We start from the raw sequence: 15108 nt of genomic DNA, 5'->3' as shown, positions 1-15108 counted from the left end.
GCTTCGATGCGCCGTCTTGCGGTGCTGCCGTTCGCCCTCGTCGTGCCGCTGGTTGCGGCCCATGCCGAGGGTCTTCACGATCCCGCCGCGATCGATCGCGACGTGGCCGCGTTCACCGGGCAACCGATCGGTGCCGCAGGCGGCGCGGCCCGCCCGGTCGATCGGCGTCTGCGGCTGGCAGCCTGTGCGGCACCGCTCGCCTTGTCGTGGCGCGGCGATGCTCATGCCAGCATCCTGGTCGAATGCCCCGATCCGGGCGGCTGGCACATTTTTGTCGCGATGTCGGGTCTGGCCCGCACAACCCCGGCTGGTCCGGTCATCGAGCGCGGCCAGTCGGTAACGGTGGCAATCACCGGCGACGGTTTTTCCGTGTCGCAGTCGGCCGAGGCACTGGAATCGGGCGCGGTGGGCGCATGGATTAAAGTGCGCACCCAGGCCAAGTCCGACCCGCTCCAGGCCCAAGTCGTAAGACCCGGTCTGGTCGAGGTGCGGGTGGAATAGCTCCGGCCCGACCCGGCAAAAATGCTCCGCTGCGGCAAATTTTTTCCGAATGGCTTAATTGCATTGCCGCCTTGCCGTTCTTCGCTGTGATGCAACCGACAGGAGCGTGCCATGTCATCATTTGAAATCGGAGCGTCGCGCCCGGTTGGCGCGGTGCAGCTTAACCCCGTTCAGCCTGCCACGCAGAGTGTCCCGGGGCAGAACCCTGCGCCAACCCCCGCGGCAACCAGTGCCACCCCCCAGGTGGAAACCAGCCTGTCGACAGACGCCGGCCCGGTTCCGGTCGATCAGGCGCGGGTCGCCGAGATCCGCCAGGCCGTGCAGAACGGAACATACCCGGTGATCCCGGCCAAGATCAGCGATGCGATGATCGCCGCCGGCGCCCTGCTGCAGAAGGCTTCGTAATGGCTACAGCAACCATGCCCGACGCAACCGGCGCCGCGCCGGGCGTGATGCACCCGTTCGAACTGCGCGAAATCCTGCGGCAAATGCTGACCGTTCTGGAGTCAGAGCGGCACGCGCTGGCCGCTCTGGATGTCGATTCGATCGTTGGCTGCACCGTGCGCAAGAATGTGCTGTGCGGCCGGTTGGAAGACACAGGAGCGCACGCTGTTGACGAGGAATGCCGGGGGCTGCTCGATGCGGCGCGACGGTTGAACGAAACCAACCGCAAAGTGCGCAATCTGATTGCCGCCAATGTTTCGGCGCGGCTGGACGCTTTGACCGGCCAGCCAGCGCTGTATCGCGCCAATGTCGATGCGGCACGCGTTCGCCGCCTGCGCTGAATTTGTTCGCTGCCGCGCGACCGAGGTCCCCGACAGTGTCAAATTGGCACGCCTCTTGCTGAACAATGATCCGAGCCGCGCCGTGCGCGCGCCGGAAAGGTTGATCAGCCAGCATGCCCGATGTCCCGGTCCCCCTGCCCTTGGCCTCTGGCGGAATGCCGGTTGCCCCACAAGGCCCGGTGCAGGCCGCGATTGCGCGCGCGGCCGCGGCCACCGGGGTCGATTTCAAGTATCTGCTGGCGCAGGCCAAGCTCGAATCCGGTTTGGTGCCAACGGCACAGGCGCGCACCTCCAGCGCACGCGGGCTGTACCAGTTCACCGGATCGACCTGGATGACAATGCTCGGTCGCCATGGTGCAGAGCTTGGCCTCGATCCCTCGGGCGCGTCGCAGGATCCCGCAACCCGTGCACAATGGCTGGCGCTGCGTGATGATCCGCAGATGTCGGCCATGATGGCGGGCGAACTTGCCAGCGACAACCGCACCTTTTTGTATGGGGTGCTTGGCCGCGAGCCCGATCATGCCGAGCTGTATCTGGCGCATTTCCTGGGACCCGACGGTTCGGCCCGGTTTCTGTCGGCACTGTCGGCCGATCCGACCCAAAGTGCGGCCGCCTTGCTGCCCAGGGCGGCCGCGGCCAATCACGCGATATTCTTTTCCGGCTCTACCCCGCGCAGCGTGGGCGAAGTGATGGAGCAGCTGCGCAACCGTATCGAAACGGCGATGGCCGGGGGTGCGGCTTCTGCCCCTCCGGCGCGGCCCGGCGGGGGCGTTTTGCCGCCGGCGACACCCGGTGCAGCACCGCAACCTGCCGGCGGGCCGATCGCGCGCGAATTTGCCGCACTGGCCCAATCCACCGCGCCCGGGCGCAGCTCGATGGCCGATACCCTGCAATCCGCGTTCGGTCTGGCCGACGCGGGCGATGGTGCAGTGCCGGCGGCGGTGCGCGCCGCCTATGGCCGCATCCGCGCGCTGGGGATGTAACCGATGTTCAAACGGCTTGCCAATATTGGCGCGCTGGCGTTGCCCGCCGGTATCCTGACCCTGATCGCGCTGATGGTCATCCCGATCCCGGCGATGATGCTCGACGTGTTTTTCGTGTTCAACATCGCGCTGTCGGTGGCGGTGCTGATGGCGGCCATGAACGCGGAAAAGCCGCTCGATTTTTCGTCGTTTCCCTCGGTCCTGCTGTTTGCCACGCTGCTGCGCCTGTCGCTCAACGTCGCATCCACCCGCGTCGTGCTGGTGCATGGCCACAATGGCGGCGCGGCGGCCGGGCATGTCATCGAAAGCTTTGGCGCCTTCCTGATCGGCGGCAATTTCGCGGTCGGTCTGTTCGTGTTCATGATCTTGATGATCATCAACATGGTGGTGGTGACCAAGGGTGCTGGCCGCGTATCCGAAGTCTCGGCGCGCTTCACGCTCGATGCCCTGCCGGGCAAGCAGATGGCGATCGATGCCGATCTTGCCGCCGGACTGATCAACGCGTCGGAGGCCAAACAGCGCCGCCGCGAGGTTTCGACCGAGGCCGATTTCTATGGCTCGATGGATGGTGCGAGCAAATTCGTCAAAGGCGATGCGATTGCCGCGGTTCTGATCCTGGGCGTGAACATAATTGCCGGGTTCTGCCTTGGCATGCTCAGCCACGGACTGACCGCCGCCGACGCCGCGCAGAAATACGTGACGCTGGCGGTGGGCGATGCGCTGGTTGCGCAAGTGCCCTCGTTGTTGCTGTCGATCGCGGCGGCGGTGATCGTGACGCGCGTGGCCGACAGCCGCGACCTGGCCGGGCAGATCGGCGGACAATTCGCCGCGCCTTCGACCTGGCTGCCGGTGGCGGTGATTCTGGCCGCGATCGGCATGATCCCGGCAATGCCGCAGACGGTGTTCCTGCCCGCTGCGGCGATGGCCGGATGGCTGTGGTGGAATCTGAAAAAGCGCGCAGAGCGGCAGAAGGTGGCCGATGCCCCGGCACCCGATGCGCCGCCTGACCCATCGCGCATCATGCTTGATGAAGTGTCGGATCACACACTGGTGACGATCGAGCTTGGCTATGGCCTGGTGCATCTGGTCGACGTCAATCGTGGATCGCCGCTGGTCGCGCGGATCACCGGCGTGCGCAAACAGTTGAGCCAGGCCTGCGGGTTTATCGTGCCGCATTTCCGTGTGCGCGATTCGCTTGAACTGCCGCCCAACGAATACCGCATCATGCTGGGCGGGGTAAAAATCGGCGGGTCCACGGTGCGGCCGGACCGCATTCTGGCGATCAACGCGGGCGAAGCGCGTCCGGGCAACCTGTTGCGCGGAGAGCCGACCACCGATCCCAGTTTTGGCTGTCCCGCGTTGTGGATCGATCCGGCCAGCCGCGATGCCGCGATCGCCGAAGGCTATCTGACGGTCGATGCCGGCACGGTGATCGCCACGCATTTGAACCAGGTGCTGGGCGAACGGCCACAGGCCATGCTTGGACCCGACGAAGTGCGCGCCATTCTTGAAGGGGTGCGGCAACGTTCGGCCGGTCTGGTCGACACGGTCCATCCCAATCCGCTGTCGCTGGGCGCGATCACGCGCATCCTGCGGGCATTGCTTGAGGACGGGGTCAGCATCGCGCATCCGCTGCCAATCCTGGCGGCCCTGGGCCAGGCGGTGCAGCAGACCACCGATCACGACCGGTTGGTCGATATCCTGCGCGCCGAACTGGGACCTATGATCGTTGGCCGCGTGTGCAGCGCGTATGACCGATTGCCGGTGATCACGCTTGAGGCCGGGCTTGAGGCGATGATTGTCCAGGGGATGCAGGACCCGGTCAGCGGACTGCCCGTGATCGAGCCCGATCTGGCGCGCGGCCTTGGCGAACGCATCGCCGCAATCATCACCGAACGCGGCCCCGGCGCGATCCCGCCTGCGCTGATCGTGCAGCCGCGCGCGCGGCGCACGCTGTCGGCTGCGCTGCGGTTCCGCGCACCCGCCTGCGTGGTCCTGTCAATTTCCGAACTGCCGCAAAGCCAGCCGATCGAAGTGATCGCGGTGATCGGTGGCGAGGCCAATGCCGCTCCCCCCCCGCCCGCACTGACCGACCAGACCGGCGGCGCAAGCGCAAACCCGGCCCCCCGGATGCCGCAACCCGAAGGACTTGCCGCATGAACCTTCATCACCGCAGCTTTGGCGCGGCGCGCGCCTATCGCGATGATACCGCCGATCGTATCCGCCGCTTTCTGCCCATGGTCCGGCGTCTGGCGTGGCACGCCCATGGCTCGGGGCGCGCCGGGATCGAGGTCGATGACCTGATCCAGGCGGGCCTGGTGGCATTGACCGAATGCGCGCAGAAACACACCGGACAGACCGAGGACGGCTTTGCCGCCTATGCCAAATTGCGCGTGCGCGGCGCGATGGTCGATCTGATCCGGCGCACCGCGCCGATGTCACGCTCGGCCTCGGACCGCCGCCGCACCTTGCGCGATCAGACCGAAAGCCTGGCGACGCTGCTGGGTCGCCAACCGACCGAAAGCGAACTGGCCGAAGCGATGGGGGTGACCCTGTCGGATCTTGGCAATCTGCGCGCGGCCGCCGAACCGCTGCGTTTTGAACCGATCGACGATGCCTATTCCGACAGCTCGATGGCCTTTGCCGATGACCGGCCCGACAGCTTTACCATGATTGCCGACGAGGAAACGCGTCATCTGGTCACCGATGCGATCGCGGCGCTGCCCGAACGGCTGCAAATGGTCATCCAGCTTTATTTTGTCGAGGAACTGAACCTGGCCGAAATTGCCGGTGTGCTCGAGGTCAGCGTGCCGCGTGTGCACCAGTTGAAGGCACAGGCGCTGGACAAGCTGAAGGGCCTGCTGGGCGACGGCTTCGATCTGCTTTAAGCGGCGCAGACACATTGCGCAGCCTGTGGGGTTACCCTGTAAAAGGCCCAGCCCATCTTGTTTGGCCTTGAGGAAGGCCAGGGTCCGGGCCCTGGCTCTTGCCACCGGCCATCGCTCGCTTTAATCGATTGATTAAGGGAGAGATGGGATGCAGATCGATTCAACCATCGCCGCAGTGGTCACCGGCGGCGCCTCGGGTCTGGGACGTGCCACGGCCGAGGCGCTGGCGGCAGCCGGGGCACGCGTGACGATATTCGATATCAACGACGACCTGGGCACCGAGGTCGCCACCGCGATCGGCGGGCAGTTTGTCCATGTCGATATCATGAGCGAACAGTCGGTGGTCGACGGCTTTGCCGCGGCGCGCGCCGCGCATGGCCAGGAACGCGTGCTGGTCCACTGCGCGATGGCCAATCGCAAGGGCAAGACCGTGGGTCGAAACCGCGAAACCGGCGAATTGACCCGGCTGTCGACGCAGGATTACGAATTTGCCGCGCAGGGCATCCTGATCGCCAGCTATCGCGTGGCGTCGTTGTCCGCGCTTGGCATGGCCGCGACCGATCCGCTGGATGACGGCGAACGCGGCACGATCGTGCTGACCGCCTCGGTCGCCGCGCAGGACGCCCAGATCGGCCAGGTTGCCTATGGTTCGCTGAAGGCAGGGGTGAATGGCCTGGTGCTGCCGATGGCGCGCGATCTGATGGATTTCGGGATTCGCGTGAACGCGATCATGCCGGGCATTTTCGGCACTCCGCTGCTGGGCCGCCTGCCGCAAAAGGTGCTCGACGGGCTGAATGCCTCGGTCCCCTTTCCCAAACGGTTGGGTCGACCCGACGAATATGCCAGTCTGGCGCTGGAACTGGTGCGCAATGCCTATTTCAACGGGCAGGCGATCCGGCTCGACGGCGGTATCCGCATGGCCCCGCGCTGAAAGGTACACCAATGGAACAGTCCCCGTTTCGCGACAATCTTCTGGCCGGCAAAGTCGCGTTCATTGCCGGCGGCACCAGCGGCATCAATCTGGGTATTGCCAAACGCTTTGCCGAACTGGGCGCCACGGTGGCCGTGCTGGGCCGCAATCCCGAAAAAGCGGCCGCCGCTGCCGCACAGATCGGCCATGGCGCGATCTGGCGGACCGCCGATGTGCGCGATTTCGGCGCAATTCGCGGCGCCATGGACGAAGTGCGGGGTGAACTGGGCGCGTTCGATATCGTGGTGTCGGGGGCTGCCGGCAATTTCCTGGCACCGGTGCTCGGCATGTCGGCCAATGCGTTCAAGGCGGTGGTGGATATCGATCTGGTCGGCACCTTCAACGTGTTTCGCGGCTGTCACGATCTGCTGGCCGATCGCGCTTCGTTGATTGCGATCACCGCAGGCCAGGCGGTCAATGCCATGGCGATGCAGGCCCATGCCTGCGCGGCCAAGGCCGGCATCAACCAGCTGGTGCGGGTGCTTGCGCTGGAATGGGGTCCGCTGGTGCGGGTCAACGGCATTTCGCCGGGGCCGATCGCCGACACCGAGGGGATGGTGCGGCTGGCGCCCGACCCAGCGACGCGCCAGGCGCATTATGACCGTATCGCGATGAAACGCTGGGGCACATGCGCCGAAATCGCCGAAGCAGCGGTGTTCCTGTCGAGCCAGGCTGCGGCCTATATCACGGGCACGATCCTCGATGTCGATGGGGGAAGCCAGATCGGCGATGCATCGCGCATGAACGTGGACAGGGGGCTGGCATAACCGTCCTGCAGCGCATCCAGCCGGGAAAAGGCTGCAGCGTCAGCCTTTGGCAGGTGTCACGATCGGATCGCCCAGCTTCAGCTGTTTGCCATCGGTGATGATCACCCGGTCACCCAGATGCGCCACGCCGAACAGCTTGGCGGCAAAGGCATCGGGTACGCCGATACAGCCATTGGTGGCATAGCCCGCCTGGACTTTGCTGCCATGGATCGACACGCCGTCGTTGGTCAGGCGCAACATCCACGGCATCGGCGCATCATAGATGCTGGACACGTGCCTGGCATCCTTTTGGGTGATCGGGAACACGCCAAGAGGCGTGGGCTTGTCGCCATAGCCCTTGAGAATCGCGGCAGCACCCACCTCGTGGCCGTTTTCGAACACCGACAGCACCCGCGCGGTCAGATCCACCGTGATCACGACCGGGCCGGGTTCACCCCTGGTCTCGTCCCAATAAAACTGCCCGAATTTGATCGGGCCGGGAATCGACAGGATCGAACGGACCACGAACGGGCCATCGGCGCGCGGCGCGGCAGGCGCGGCCGCCTTTGCAGGCGGCGCCACGCTGGCCATCGCCGGTGCAGGGGGGGGCGATGGCTGGTCAAACACCGCCAGCGCCAGATCCATGACCATGTGCAACAACAGCAGCGCCAACAGACCCGCAACCACCACGCCGGCGGCCACCAGCGGCAGGCGGCGCCTGGTCCATTTGCGCCATCCCGGCGGCACAGCGGCCATTGCCTTTGGTCCTTTCGTCACACGCGACCAGACCCGCATAGCCCGAACCGGGGTGCAGATCGGTTGATCGGCATGGTTAAGATTTGCTTGGCGCCACGCCAAGCCAGGTCAACCGCCGCCAGACCGCCTCGAACGGGCCCTGGCGATGGCGTGCCAGCCACCAGCCGGGCCAGGCCAGCATCGCCGCCCAGCCCAGCGGGATGAACAGCGGCACCCAGCCGCGCCCCGTCCACGTGCCAAGGCCCAGCCCCCAACCCGAAAACAGCGCGGTCATCAGCATGGTGGTGCCAAGATAATTGGTAAAGGCTGTGCGCCCGGTGGCCGCCATGGTCCGGCCGGCCGCCGTTGTCGCCAGGTGCGGCCAGGCCAGCATCAGCGCCGCGGCATAGCCCAGCGCCATCGCCAGATGCGGCAGCGCGGTCAGATTTTCGATCACCCCGAACATCGCGCGCGGGGGAAATCCGTGCGCATCGATCCACCAGGCCAGCCCCATGGTGATCGACCCGCCAAGTCCGATGCCCCAGCCGGCGATCTGCCACAAGGTCCTGCGGCTCCACGCCCCGCGCCACAGTCCGGTGCGATGCAGCGCCATGCCGATCAGCATCAGCGGCATGGTCTCGGTAAAGATCGATGCCATGGTCTGAAACGGCCGCCACGGGGCGGTTTCAAGCCGCAGGCGAAGCGCCGCACCGAACGATGCGGCCAGGATGTGCCGGTCTTCGGCGATCGAGTCGGCAATCCGCACCATCATCGATGCCTCGTCGGTGCGATCGGCAGCCAGGCCGTGGCCTGCCAGCACCGCCTGTTCGGCGCATATGCCCTGGATCACCCCGATCGCATCGAGCCCGTGGCTGACCACAAACAGCGCCAGCCCGCCGATCAGCAGCGGCATGGCCGGCAAACGGCACAGCAGCAGCGCGCCAAGCCCGCACAGCGCATAAGGAAACAGGATGTCGCCCCACCAGAACAGCAGATAATGGGCATAGCCGAACACCGCCAGCCAGATCAGGCGCCGCGCCTGTATCCCAGGGCCCCAATGCCCGCGCCGGTCGGCTGCGTCGACAAACAGCAGCAGGCTGGCGCCGAACAGCAGGGTGAATAGCGCGCGCATCTTGCCCTCGAACAGGACAAAGGCGATCAGGAACCACAAGTCGCCGCCCGGTTCTGCGCGGGGCAGATGCGGGCTGAATGTGGCCATCGCCGGACCCCAGAACCCTGTCACATTGATCGTCAGGATACCCAGCAGCGCGACCGCGCGCACAAAATCCAGCCCGGCGATGCGGGCTGGGACCGGGTCGGCAATGGCAGCGTGATCAGTGGTTGGTGACAATACAGGTAAAGCCCGCAGATTTCAGCGCGGCACAGGCCCGTTGCGCTTCACCCTGCGCATAGCCACCCGCCATCAGGCGCGCAACGCCGGTACCCTGGTCGATCCGGACATGCCCGGCGATTTCGGGGCGCCCGCGCAGTTTGGCCCACAGCGCATCTGCATTGGCCTTCTGTCCGAACGCGCCCAGTTGCACGCGCCAGCCGCCCGATTCGGTGCTGGCCGCCGGCGCAGAATGCGGTGGGCGCGGCGCGGCAATCGCCACCGGCGGTTTTGCCGCAGCCATGCGCACCGGCGCGGGCCGGGCGTAATCCGCCCCGGCCGAGGCCGGTCCTGGCACAGGCGTGGACGCAGGCGCAGGCACATGCACAGGCATGGGCATCGCCACTTGCGCAGGCGGCAGATCGACGCGTTGCATGGCGGCAGGCGGGGCCGCGGATGACAGCGCGGGCGGTTTTGCCCCGCCAAGATCGGCCGATCCCATTTCGCTGGCACGCGCTGCGGCGGCCTTGCGGTCCATCTCTCCGGCCAGGGCGACAGCCTGCTGGCGTTGGTCGAGGGGGATTGCCTCGTTCATCGCGGCCAGGCTGGTGATCGCCTGCTGCAGCCCGGTCTGCGCCGAGCGGGTCATCAGCGCATAGGCGCGCACCATGTCCTTGGGCGCGTAATCACCGTTATAGGCAGCGATACCCAGGATATACATTGCGCGCGGCTCACCCCGGTCCGACGACGCATTCAACCAGGGCAAAGCCTCTGCCTGGCGGCCGGTCTGGAACAGCAGGATGCCATAGTTGTCGGCCGCACGGATATGGCCCTTTTGCGCGGCACGGGCGTAAAGCCCCTCGGCCTTGGCCAGGTCCTTGGGCACGCCCCGGCCCAGCTTGTACGCCTGGCCCATGTTGAACATGGCATCGGCATCGCCTTTGGCGGCTGGCCCCTGCCATTGGGCGACCGCGGCATCGTAATCGCCGCGCGACCAGGCATCGACCCCATCCTTGACATCGGCACGTGCCGGCAGCGCCGTGGCGCACAACATCGCAAGACCGGCACAAAATGCCACAGGCCAACGCGTTGCGCCGTTCGGGAATGCAGTCTTGCGAACCATCGTGATCATGCCCCTGCTTTCGCATCCGCTTGGTAAACGAATCCGAGCAATAAGTAATGATACTTAAAACACTGTGATCGCCGCACGAGGCGCAAATTCGCTCCGAACCGGCTCTTGCCAGGCGAAAACGGCCCGAAATGGCGCCCAATCGGCCAATCTGTACCGATCTTAACCAAAATTTGAGGGAGATATGGAATTGATCGCAGCTGGACCGAAACTGGGTATCACGGGGAACAGCGTTGCGCGTACTGGCTCTGGCATCGCAAAAAGGGGGATCCGGCAAGACGACCTTGTCGGGGCATCTTGCCGTCCAGGCGCAGCGCGCGGGCGCAGGGCCGGTCGTGCTGATCGACATCGATCCACAAGGTTCGACCACCGAATGGTGGAATGAACGCGAAGCCGACTATCCCGCGTTGGCCCAGACCAGCGTCGCCCGGCTGGCGTCGGACCTGATCATGCTGCGCCAGCAGGGCTTCAAGCTGGCAGTGATCGACACCCCGCCTGCGATCACGATGGCGATCCAGTCGGTGATCCAGGTGGCCGAACTGATCGTTGTTCCGACCAGGCCCAGCCCGCATGATCTGCGCGCAGTGGGTGCCACGGTCGAATTGTGCGAACGCGCCGGCAAACCGCTGATTTTCGTGGTCAACGCGGCCACACCCAACGCGCGCATCACGTCCGAAGCCGCTGTCGCGTTAAGCCAGCACGGCACGGTTGCGCCCGTGGTGCTGCATCAGCGCACCGATTTTGCCGCATCGATGATCGATGGCCGCACCGTGATGGAAGTCGACCCGAGCGGCCGTTCGGCGGCCGAAGTCGGCGCCTTGTGGACATATGTGTCCGAACGGCTTGAAAAAAATTTCCGGCGCACCGTGTTCGCGGTGCCGCAGGCGCCGACAGCATCCGGCGCAATGGCGCGCCCGGTCAGCGGTGGCTTTGGCCGCCGTGTGATCGGGTCCTGAGCCCGCCATGAACGCCGGGGGGATCAAGCCATTGGCATCGCTCGACGCCGCCATGCTGGGCCGTCGCGGCCTGGCGCGGCGCGTGCCGCTGTCGTTCGGCGCGCCCGAAGCCGGCGCGCCCGAAGCCGGCGGACCGGCCGAAGTGCCCGAAGTCATTCGCCAGGTCGAACGTCTGGCCGCTGCGCTGGGTCTGGATGGCCCCGCGCCGGCGGTGGCCGAGCCCGGTGAACCGGCGCGCCGCATCGCCTTTACCTTGCGCATCGATCCGGTGCGTCACGCCCGGCTGCGCCAGGTCGTCGCCGCAGAAGGGCGCAGTGCGCAGCTCGTGCTGACCGACGCGCTCGACCTCTACTGCGGCCGCGCCGCTGCCGCTTCATCCCCTGCGATCATTGCGTCGCATCGCACAACACCGACCGGAAACCAGCCATGACCGATCCCTTTCGCACTGTCTCCGACCGATGCACGGCAAGGCCCCGGCGCATGGCCCTGCTCGCTGCCGGCATTGCCGGTATGGCGTTGCTGGGCGGCTGTTCCAGCAATGCGCCGCATCCGGAAAAGATGGCGCAGCAGGCGCGCGATGCGCTGAACCAGGGCGCAACCCCACGGGCGGTCGCCCTGGCCGAACAGGCTGTGCTGGCCGATGGCCGCAACCCGACATTGCGCGTCCTGCTGGCCAATGCCTATTTGCGCAGCGGCCGTTTCGAATCGGCGCGCGTGTCATTTGCCGATGCCATCGAACTGGGCGATGACAGCAGCCGCGCCGCGCTTGGGCTGGTGCTGTGCGATCTGGCGATGGGCCGCAACTCGGCCGCACTCGACACGATCAACACCTATGGCGATGTGCTGCCCGCAGCCGATCTTGGCCTGGCGCTGGTCATGGCCGGGCAGAACGAACGCGGTGTGACCGTGCTGACCAACGCCATCCGCCAGGGCCAGAATGCGCCCAAAGTCCGGCAGAATCTGGCGCTGGCCTATGCCCTGTCGGGCATGTGGAACGAGGCACGGATCATGGCCGGGCAGGATGTTCCTGCCGACCAGGTCGATGCCCGCGTGCAAAGCTGGGCCGCGATGGCCCGGCCCGAAGATGGCCGTCGCCGTATCGCCAGTCTGGTAGGCGCACCGCTGGTCAACGATCAAGGCCGCCCCGACGCGCTGGCGCTGGCACATTTTCCGGGCGCTGCGCCCGACAAGGCCGCACCCGAGCCCAAGGCGATGGCCGCAGCGCCCGCAGGCGAATTGCCCCCGACACAGGCGCCGCTCGAATCGGGCGCACTGGCACGCATCGATCTGCCCCCGGCAGCGGCGCCGACGATGGTTTCGCACCCCGTGGTGCAGCCGATTCCGGTCGCGCTGGGCGCGGTTGCCCGCCCTGTGCCGGTCCGCCCGGCCATGGCCCACCGGGCCGAGCCGGCGCGCGGCCCCGGCACGCACCTTGTCCAGTTGGGCGCGTTCAACAGCGAGGAATCGGCGCGGCGCGCCTGGCGCCATTTCCTTGCGCGCGATGCACGGCTGCAAGGCCACCCCAACATGATCACGCAGGTCAAAGTGAACGGGCGCGACTTCTGGCGCTTGCAGGCGGCAGGTTTTGCGGGTCAGGCCTCTGCCGCAAACCTGTGCGGGTCCGTGCGCGCGCATGGCGACGCCTGCATGGTCCTGGCCGCCAACGCTGCTGCGCGCGTCAACACCGTGCAGATGGCCTCGGCGCGTGGGACCCCGCAACCGGCCGCGCAGCCGGCTGCCGCACATCCGGCACCGGCACACCCGGCAAAACCCAACGCGACCCGGAAATAGGCCGGACCGTTTTCGCGCTATTTCTGACCGATCTGCATACCGCCCTTGAACAGGGCGGTTACACGGCCTTCGACCGGGCGGCGATCAAACGGCGTGTTGCCCGCGCTGGCGGCCATCTTGTCCGAAGACACCACCCAGGGGCGGTGCGGATCGACCACGGCAATGTCGGCTTCTGCGCCGATGCGCAGCACGCCTGCATCCACCCGCAACAGCCGCGCCGGCGCGCCTGCCACCAGATCGAACGCGCGCGCCAGGTCAATGCGGCCATCGCGCACCAGCGTCAGCGTCAGCGGCAGCAGCGTTTCGGCCCCGGCCATGCCCGGCTCGGCGTCGGCAAAGGGCAAGCGCTTGTCTTCGGGGCCGCGCGGGTCATGGCCCGATGCGATCACATCGATCGTGCCGTCGGCGATGGCATCAACCACGGCACGGCGATCGGCATCCTGCCGCAACGGCGGTGACATGCGGCTGAACGTGCGGAAATTGGCCAGTTCCAGGTCGGACAGCATGAAATGCGCAGGCGTTACCCCGGCGGTTACGCGAATGCCGCGCGCTTTGGCGGCACGAACGAGGTCGAGCGCGCGCGCGGTGGTCACCTGGCGAAAATGCAGCTGCGCGCCGCTCAATTCGGCCAGGGCGATATCGCGGGCCACGGCCAGCGCCTCTGCCGCGGCAGGCGCGCTGGGCAGGCCCAGACGCGTGGCCATTTCACCCGCGGTTGCCACCGCCGTACCGGCCACCCCGGCATCTTCGGCATGGGTCACCACGACCAGGCCGAGCATCGCGCAATACGACAGCAGGCGCAGCATCACGCCCGAATCATCGATCCAGCGCCGCCCGGTGGCGACCGCGCGCGCGCCGGCATCGCGCATCAGCGCCAGTTCGGCCAGTTCCACGCCCTCCAGCCCGCGCGTCGCAGCGGCCAGCGGGTGGATCCACATATCGGGCTTTCCCGACAACGCGGCAAAGCGCACCCGCGCCGGGTGATCCAGCGGCGGACCCTGGTCGGGCATCAGCGCGGCACGGGTAATCCCGCCGAAATGGAACGCCGGCTTGTCCACCGCGAACACGCCCAGATCAACCAGGCCCGGCGCGATCAAGTGCCCGGCAGCATCGATGACACAGTCGTCGGGTTCGGGTGACACATTGCCCAGGGCCGCGATCCGCCCCTCGACCAGGCGGATCGCGCCGGGTTGCGGTGCGCCGTGCGGCACGACCAGCCGGCCGCCGGTGATGGTAACGGGCCGGGGGATCATGCCGCTTCTCCGGTCAGTGCGGCCCAGCCGGGCACGCCGCGGGTGCGGCGGGTCAGCACGTCAAGGCAGGCCATGCGGATCGCCACCCCGCATTCGACCTGGTGCGTGATCAGGCTGCGCGCGGGATGATCGGCGACCTGGCTGTCGATTTCGATGCCGCGGTTCATCGGGCCGGGGTGCATCACCAGCGCATCGGGCTCGGCCCGCGCCAATCGGTCGAGCGTCAGGCCATAAAGATGGCGGTATTCGCGCGGGGACGGGATGAACTGGCCCTGCATCCGTTCCTGCTGCAGCCGCAGCATCATGACCACGTTCGCCCCTTTGAGAGCAGCGTCAAAATCGTGGAACACGCTGACCCCCATCGCCTCGATCTCGGCCGGCATCAGCGCGGGCGGGGCACAGACGCGCACATTTGCACCCAGTGCCGTCAGCGACAGGATGTTCGATCGCGCCACACGGCTGTGCAGGATATCGCCGCAGATCGTGACGTTCAGCCCGTTGAGGTCGCTGCCCGGGGGCAAGTGCAGCGCATGGCGGATGGACAAGGCATCCAGCAGGCCTTGCGTGGGGTGTTCGTGCTGCCCGTCGCCGGCATTGAGCACCGGGCAATCGACTTTGCCCGCGATCAGCCGCACCGCGCCCGAACTGGCATGGCGGATGACGATGGCATCGGCGCGCATGGCATTGAGCGTGATCGCGGTGTCGATCAGCGTTTCACCCTTCTTCACGCTCGAGGTGGCGGCATGCATGTTGACCACATCGGCACCCAGCCGTTTGCCGGCGATTTCGAACGACAGCAGCGTGCGCGTCGAATTTTCGAAAAAGGCGTTGATGATGGTCAGGCCCGACAACAGCCCGGCGCGTTTTTGCGACTGGCGGTTGAGCGCGAACCACTGTTCGGCTTCGTCGAGCAGATAAAGGATTTCATGCCGGGCCAGTTGCCCGATCCCGGTCAGATCGCGATGCGGAAAGGCAAGCCCGCCTGCGGGGTATTCGCGACCTTGCGAAACGGGCGTGGTGTTCGATGGCTGCATCGAAGTC

The 15108-nt window shown here is 66.5% G+C and carries 16 protein-coding genes; 11 read left to right on the top strand and 5 right to left on the bottom strand.

All coding sequences use genetic code 11. The features are described 5' to 3' along the window. Positions 1-6 precede the first annotated feature (6 nt). The 8 genes from G404_RS0112635 (at position 7) to G404_RS0112600 (ending at position 6894) form a co-directional block, all read left to right on the top strand. Positions 7-501 (top strand): flagella basal body P-ring formation protein FlgA, encoded by a 495-nt coding sequence (locus G404_RS0112635; RefSeq protein ID WP_028641409.1) that lies wholly within the window; start codon positions 7-9, stop codon positions 499-501. 111 nt (positions 502-612) lie between these two features. After that, entirely contained in the window at positions 613-906 is a 294-nt protein-coding gene (locus G404_RS20100) for a flagellar biosynthesis anti-sigma factor FlgM (protein ID WP_028641408.1), read from the top strand. Further along, positions 906-1286 carry a hypothetical protein gene (locus G404_RS0112625; protein WP_028641407.1) on the top strand — a complete coding sequence of 127 codons (381 nt, stop codon included), beginning with the start codon at positions 906-908 and terminating at the stop codon, positions 1284-1286. The genes G404_RS20100 and G404_RS0112625 overlap by 1 nt, the downstream gene beginning before the upstream one ends. Positions 1287-1441: 155 nt before the next feature. Further along, on the top strand, positions 1442-2269 hold the full coding sequence (locus G404_RS0112620; protein ID WP_036521335.1) for a transglycosylase: 828 nt from the start codon (positions 1442-1444) through the stop codon (positions 2267-2269). Between the two features lie 3 nt (positions 2270-2272). After that, positions 2273-4429 carry a flagellar biosynthesis protein FlhA gene (locus G404_RS0112615; protein ID WP_028641405.1) on the top strand — a complete coding sequence of 719 codons (2157 nt, stop codon included), beginning with the start codon at positions 2273-2275 and terminating at the stop codon, positions 4427-4429. Then, positions 4426-5157, top strand: a complete 732-nt coding sequence (locus tag G404_RS0112610) for a sigma-70 family RNA polymerase sigma factor (RefSeq protein ID WP_028641404.1) — start codon at positions 4426-4428, stop codon at positions 5155-5157. The genes G404_RS0112615 and G404_RS0112610 overlap by 4 nt, the downstream gene beginning before the upstream one ends. Positions 5158-5305: 148 nt before the next feature. Further along, entirely contained in the window at positions 5306-6088 is a 783-nt protein-coding gene (locus G404_RS0112605; RefSeq protein ID WP_028641403.1) for an SDR family oxidoreductase, read from the top strand. An 11-nt stretch (positions 6089-6099) separates the two neighbouring features. Continuing rightward, a complete protein-coding gene (locus G404_RS0112600) occupies positions 6100-6894 on the top strand; it encodes an SDR family oxidoreductase (protein WP_028641402.1) in 795 nt (264 codons plus the stop codon). A 39-nt stretch (positions 6895-6933) separates the two neighbouring features. Here G404_RS0112600 and G404_RS0112595 read toward each other — a convergent pair whose 3' ends face one another. From G404_RS0112595 to G404_RS0112585, 3 genes are all read right to left on the bottom strand, one after another. Then, positions 6934-7629 (bottom strand): L,D-transpeptidase family protein, encoded by a 696-nt coding sequence (locus G404_RS0112595; RefSeq protein ID WP_028641401.1) that lies wholly within the window; start codon positions 7627-7629, stop codon positions 6934-6936. A gap of 76 nt (positions 7630-7705) precedes the next feature. Then, a complete protein-coding gene (locus G404_RS0112590; RefSeq protein WP_245584521.1) occupies positions 7706-8959 on the bottom strand; it encodes a DUF418 domain-containing protein in 1254 nt (417 codons plus the stop codon). Further along, positions 8943-10070: an SPOR domain-containing protein gene (locus tag G404_RS0112585; protein ID WP_245584520.1), complete on the bottom strand. Its 1128-nt coding sequence runs from the start codon at positions 10068-10070 to the stop codon at positions 8943-8945. Before G404_RS0112585 ends, G404_RS0112590 begins: the two co-directional genes overlap by 17 nt. A gap of 230 nt (positions 10071-10300) precedes the next feature. Here G404_RS0112585 and G404_RS0112580 point away from each other — a divergent pair, with 230 nt between their 5' ends. Genes G404_RS0112580 through G404_RS18995 form a run of 3 tightly spaced genes read left to right on the top strand, consistent with a single transcriptional unit; the run spans position 10301 to position 12814 of the window. After that, a complete protein-coding gene (locus G404_RS0112580; protein WP_028641398.1) occupies positions 10301-11023 on the top strand; it encodes a ParA family protein in 723 nt (240 codons plus the stop codon). Between the two features lie 7 nt (positions 11024-11030). Continuing rightward, a complete protein-coding gene (locus tag G404_RS19860) occupies positions 11031-11453 on the top strand; it encodes a hypothetical protein (protein WP_051280653.1) in 423 nt (140 codons plus the stop codon). A 50-nt stretch (positions 11454-11503) separates the two neighbouring features. After that, positions 11504-12814 (top strand): SPOR domain-containing protein, encoded by a 1311-nt coding sequence (locus G404_RS18995; protein ID WP_245584519.1) that lies wholly within the window; start codon positions 11504-11506, stop codon positions 12812-12814. Positions 12815-12831: 17 nt separating this feature from the next. On the opposite strand, the gene G404_RS0112565 is transcribed toward G404_RS18995, so the two are convergent. Beyond that, a complete protein-coding gene (locus tag G404_RS0112565) occupies positions 12832-14067 on the bottom strand; it encodes a dihydroorotase (protein WP_028641397.1) in 1236 nt (411 codons plus the stop codon). Then, positions 14064-15101: an aspartate carbamoyltransferase catalytic subunit gene (locus G404_RS0112560; RefSeq protein WP_028641396.1), complete on the bottom strand. Its 1038-nt coding sequence runs from the start codon at positions 15099-15101 to the stop codon at positions 14064-14066. Before G404_RS0112560 ends, G404_RS0112565 begins: the two co-directional genes overlap by 4 nt. Positions 15102-15108 lie beyond the last annotated feature (7 nt).

The organism is Novosphingobium acidiphilum DSM 19966 (assembly GCF_000429005.1).
Lineage (GTDB): Bacteria > Pseudomonadota > Alphaproteobacteria > Sphingomonadales > Sphingomonadaceae > Novosphingobium > Novosphingobium acidiphilum.
Note: the sequence above shows the minus strand (reverse complement) of the source record. Positions and strands in the feature narration are given on the sequence as shown.

Coding starts and splice junctions, on each gene's coding strand:
- G404_RS0112565 (WP_028641397.1), bottom strand. CDS start 14,067: ATGATCCCCCGGCCCGTTACCATCACCGGCGGCCGGCTGGTCGTGCCG.
- G404_RS0112620 (WP_036521335.1), top strand. CDS start 1,442: ATGCCGGTTGCCCCACAAGGCCCGGTGCAGGCCGCGATTGCGCGCGCG.
- G404_RS0112615 (WP_028641405.1), top strand. CDS start 2,273: ATGTTCAAACGGCTTGCCAATATTGGCGCGCTGGCGTTGCCCGCCGGT.
- G404_RS0112625 (WP_028641407.1), top strand. CDS start 906: ATGGCTACAGCAACCATGCCCGACGCAACCGGCGCCGCGCCGGGCGTG.
- G404_RS0112595 (WP_028641401.1), bottom strand. CDS start 7,629: ATGGCCGCTGTGCCGCCGGGATGGCGCAAATGGACCAGGCGCCGCCTG.
- G404_RS19860 (WP_051280653.1), top strand. CDS start 11,031: ATGAACGCCGGGGGGATCAAGCCATTGGCATCGCTCGACGCCGCCATG.
- G404_RS0112635 (WP_028641409.1), top strand. CDS start 7: ATGCGCCGTCTTGCGGTGCTGCCGTTCGCCCTCGTCGTGCCGCTGGTT.
- G404_RS0112600 (WP_028641402.1), top strand. CDS start 6,100: ATGGAACAGTCCCCGTTTCGCGACAATCTTCTGGCCGGCAAAGTCGCG.
- G404_RS18995 (WP_245584519.1), top strand. CDS start 11,504: ATGGCCCTGCTCGCTGCCGGCATTGCCGGTATGGCGTTGCTGGGCGGC.
- G404_RS0112560 (WP_028641396.1), bottom strand. CDS start 15,101: ATGCAGCCATCGAACACCACGCCCGTTTCGCAAGGTCGCGAATACCCC.
- G404_RS20100 (WP_028641408.1), top strand. CDS start 613: ATGTCATCATTTGAAATCGGAGCGTCGCGCCCGGTTGGCGCGGTGCAG.
- G404_RS0112610 (WP_028641404.1), top strand. CDS start 4,426: ATGAACCTTCATCACCGCAGCTTTGGCGCGGCGCGCGCCTATCGCGAT.
- G404_RS0112585 (WP_245584520.1), bottom strand. CDS start 10,070: ATGATCACGATGGTTCGCAAGACTGCATTCCCGAACGGCGCAACGCGT.
- G404_RS0112605 (WP_028641403.1), top strand. CDS start 5,306: ATGCAGATCGATTCAACCATCGCCGCAGTGGTCACCGGCGGCGCCTCG.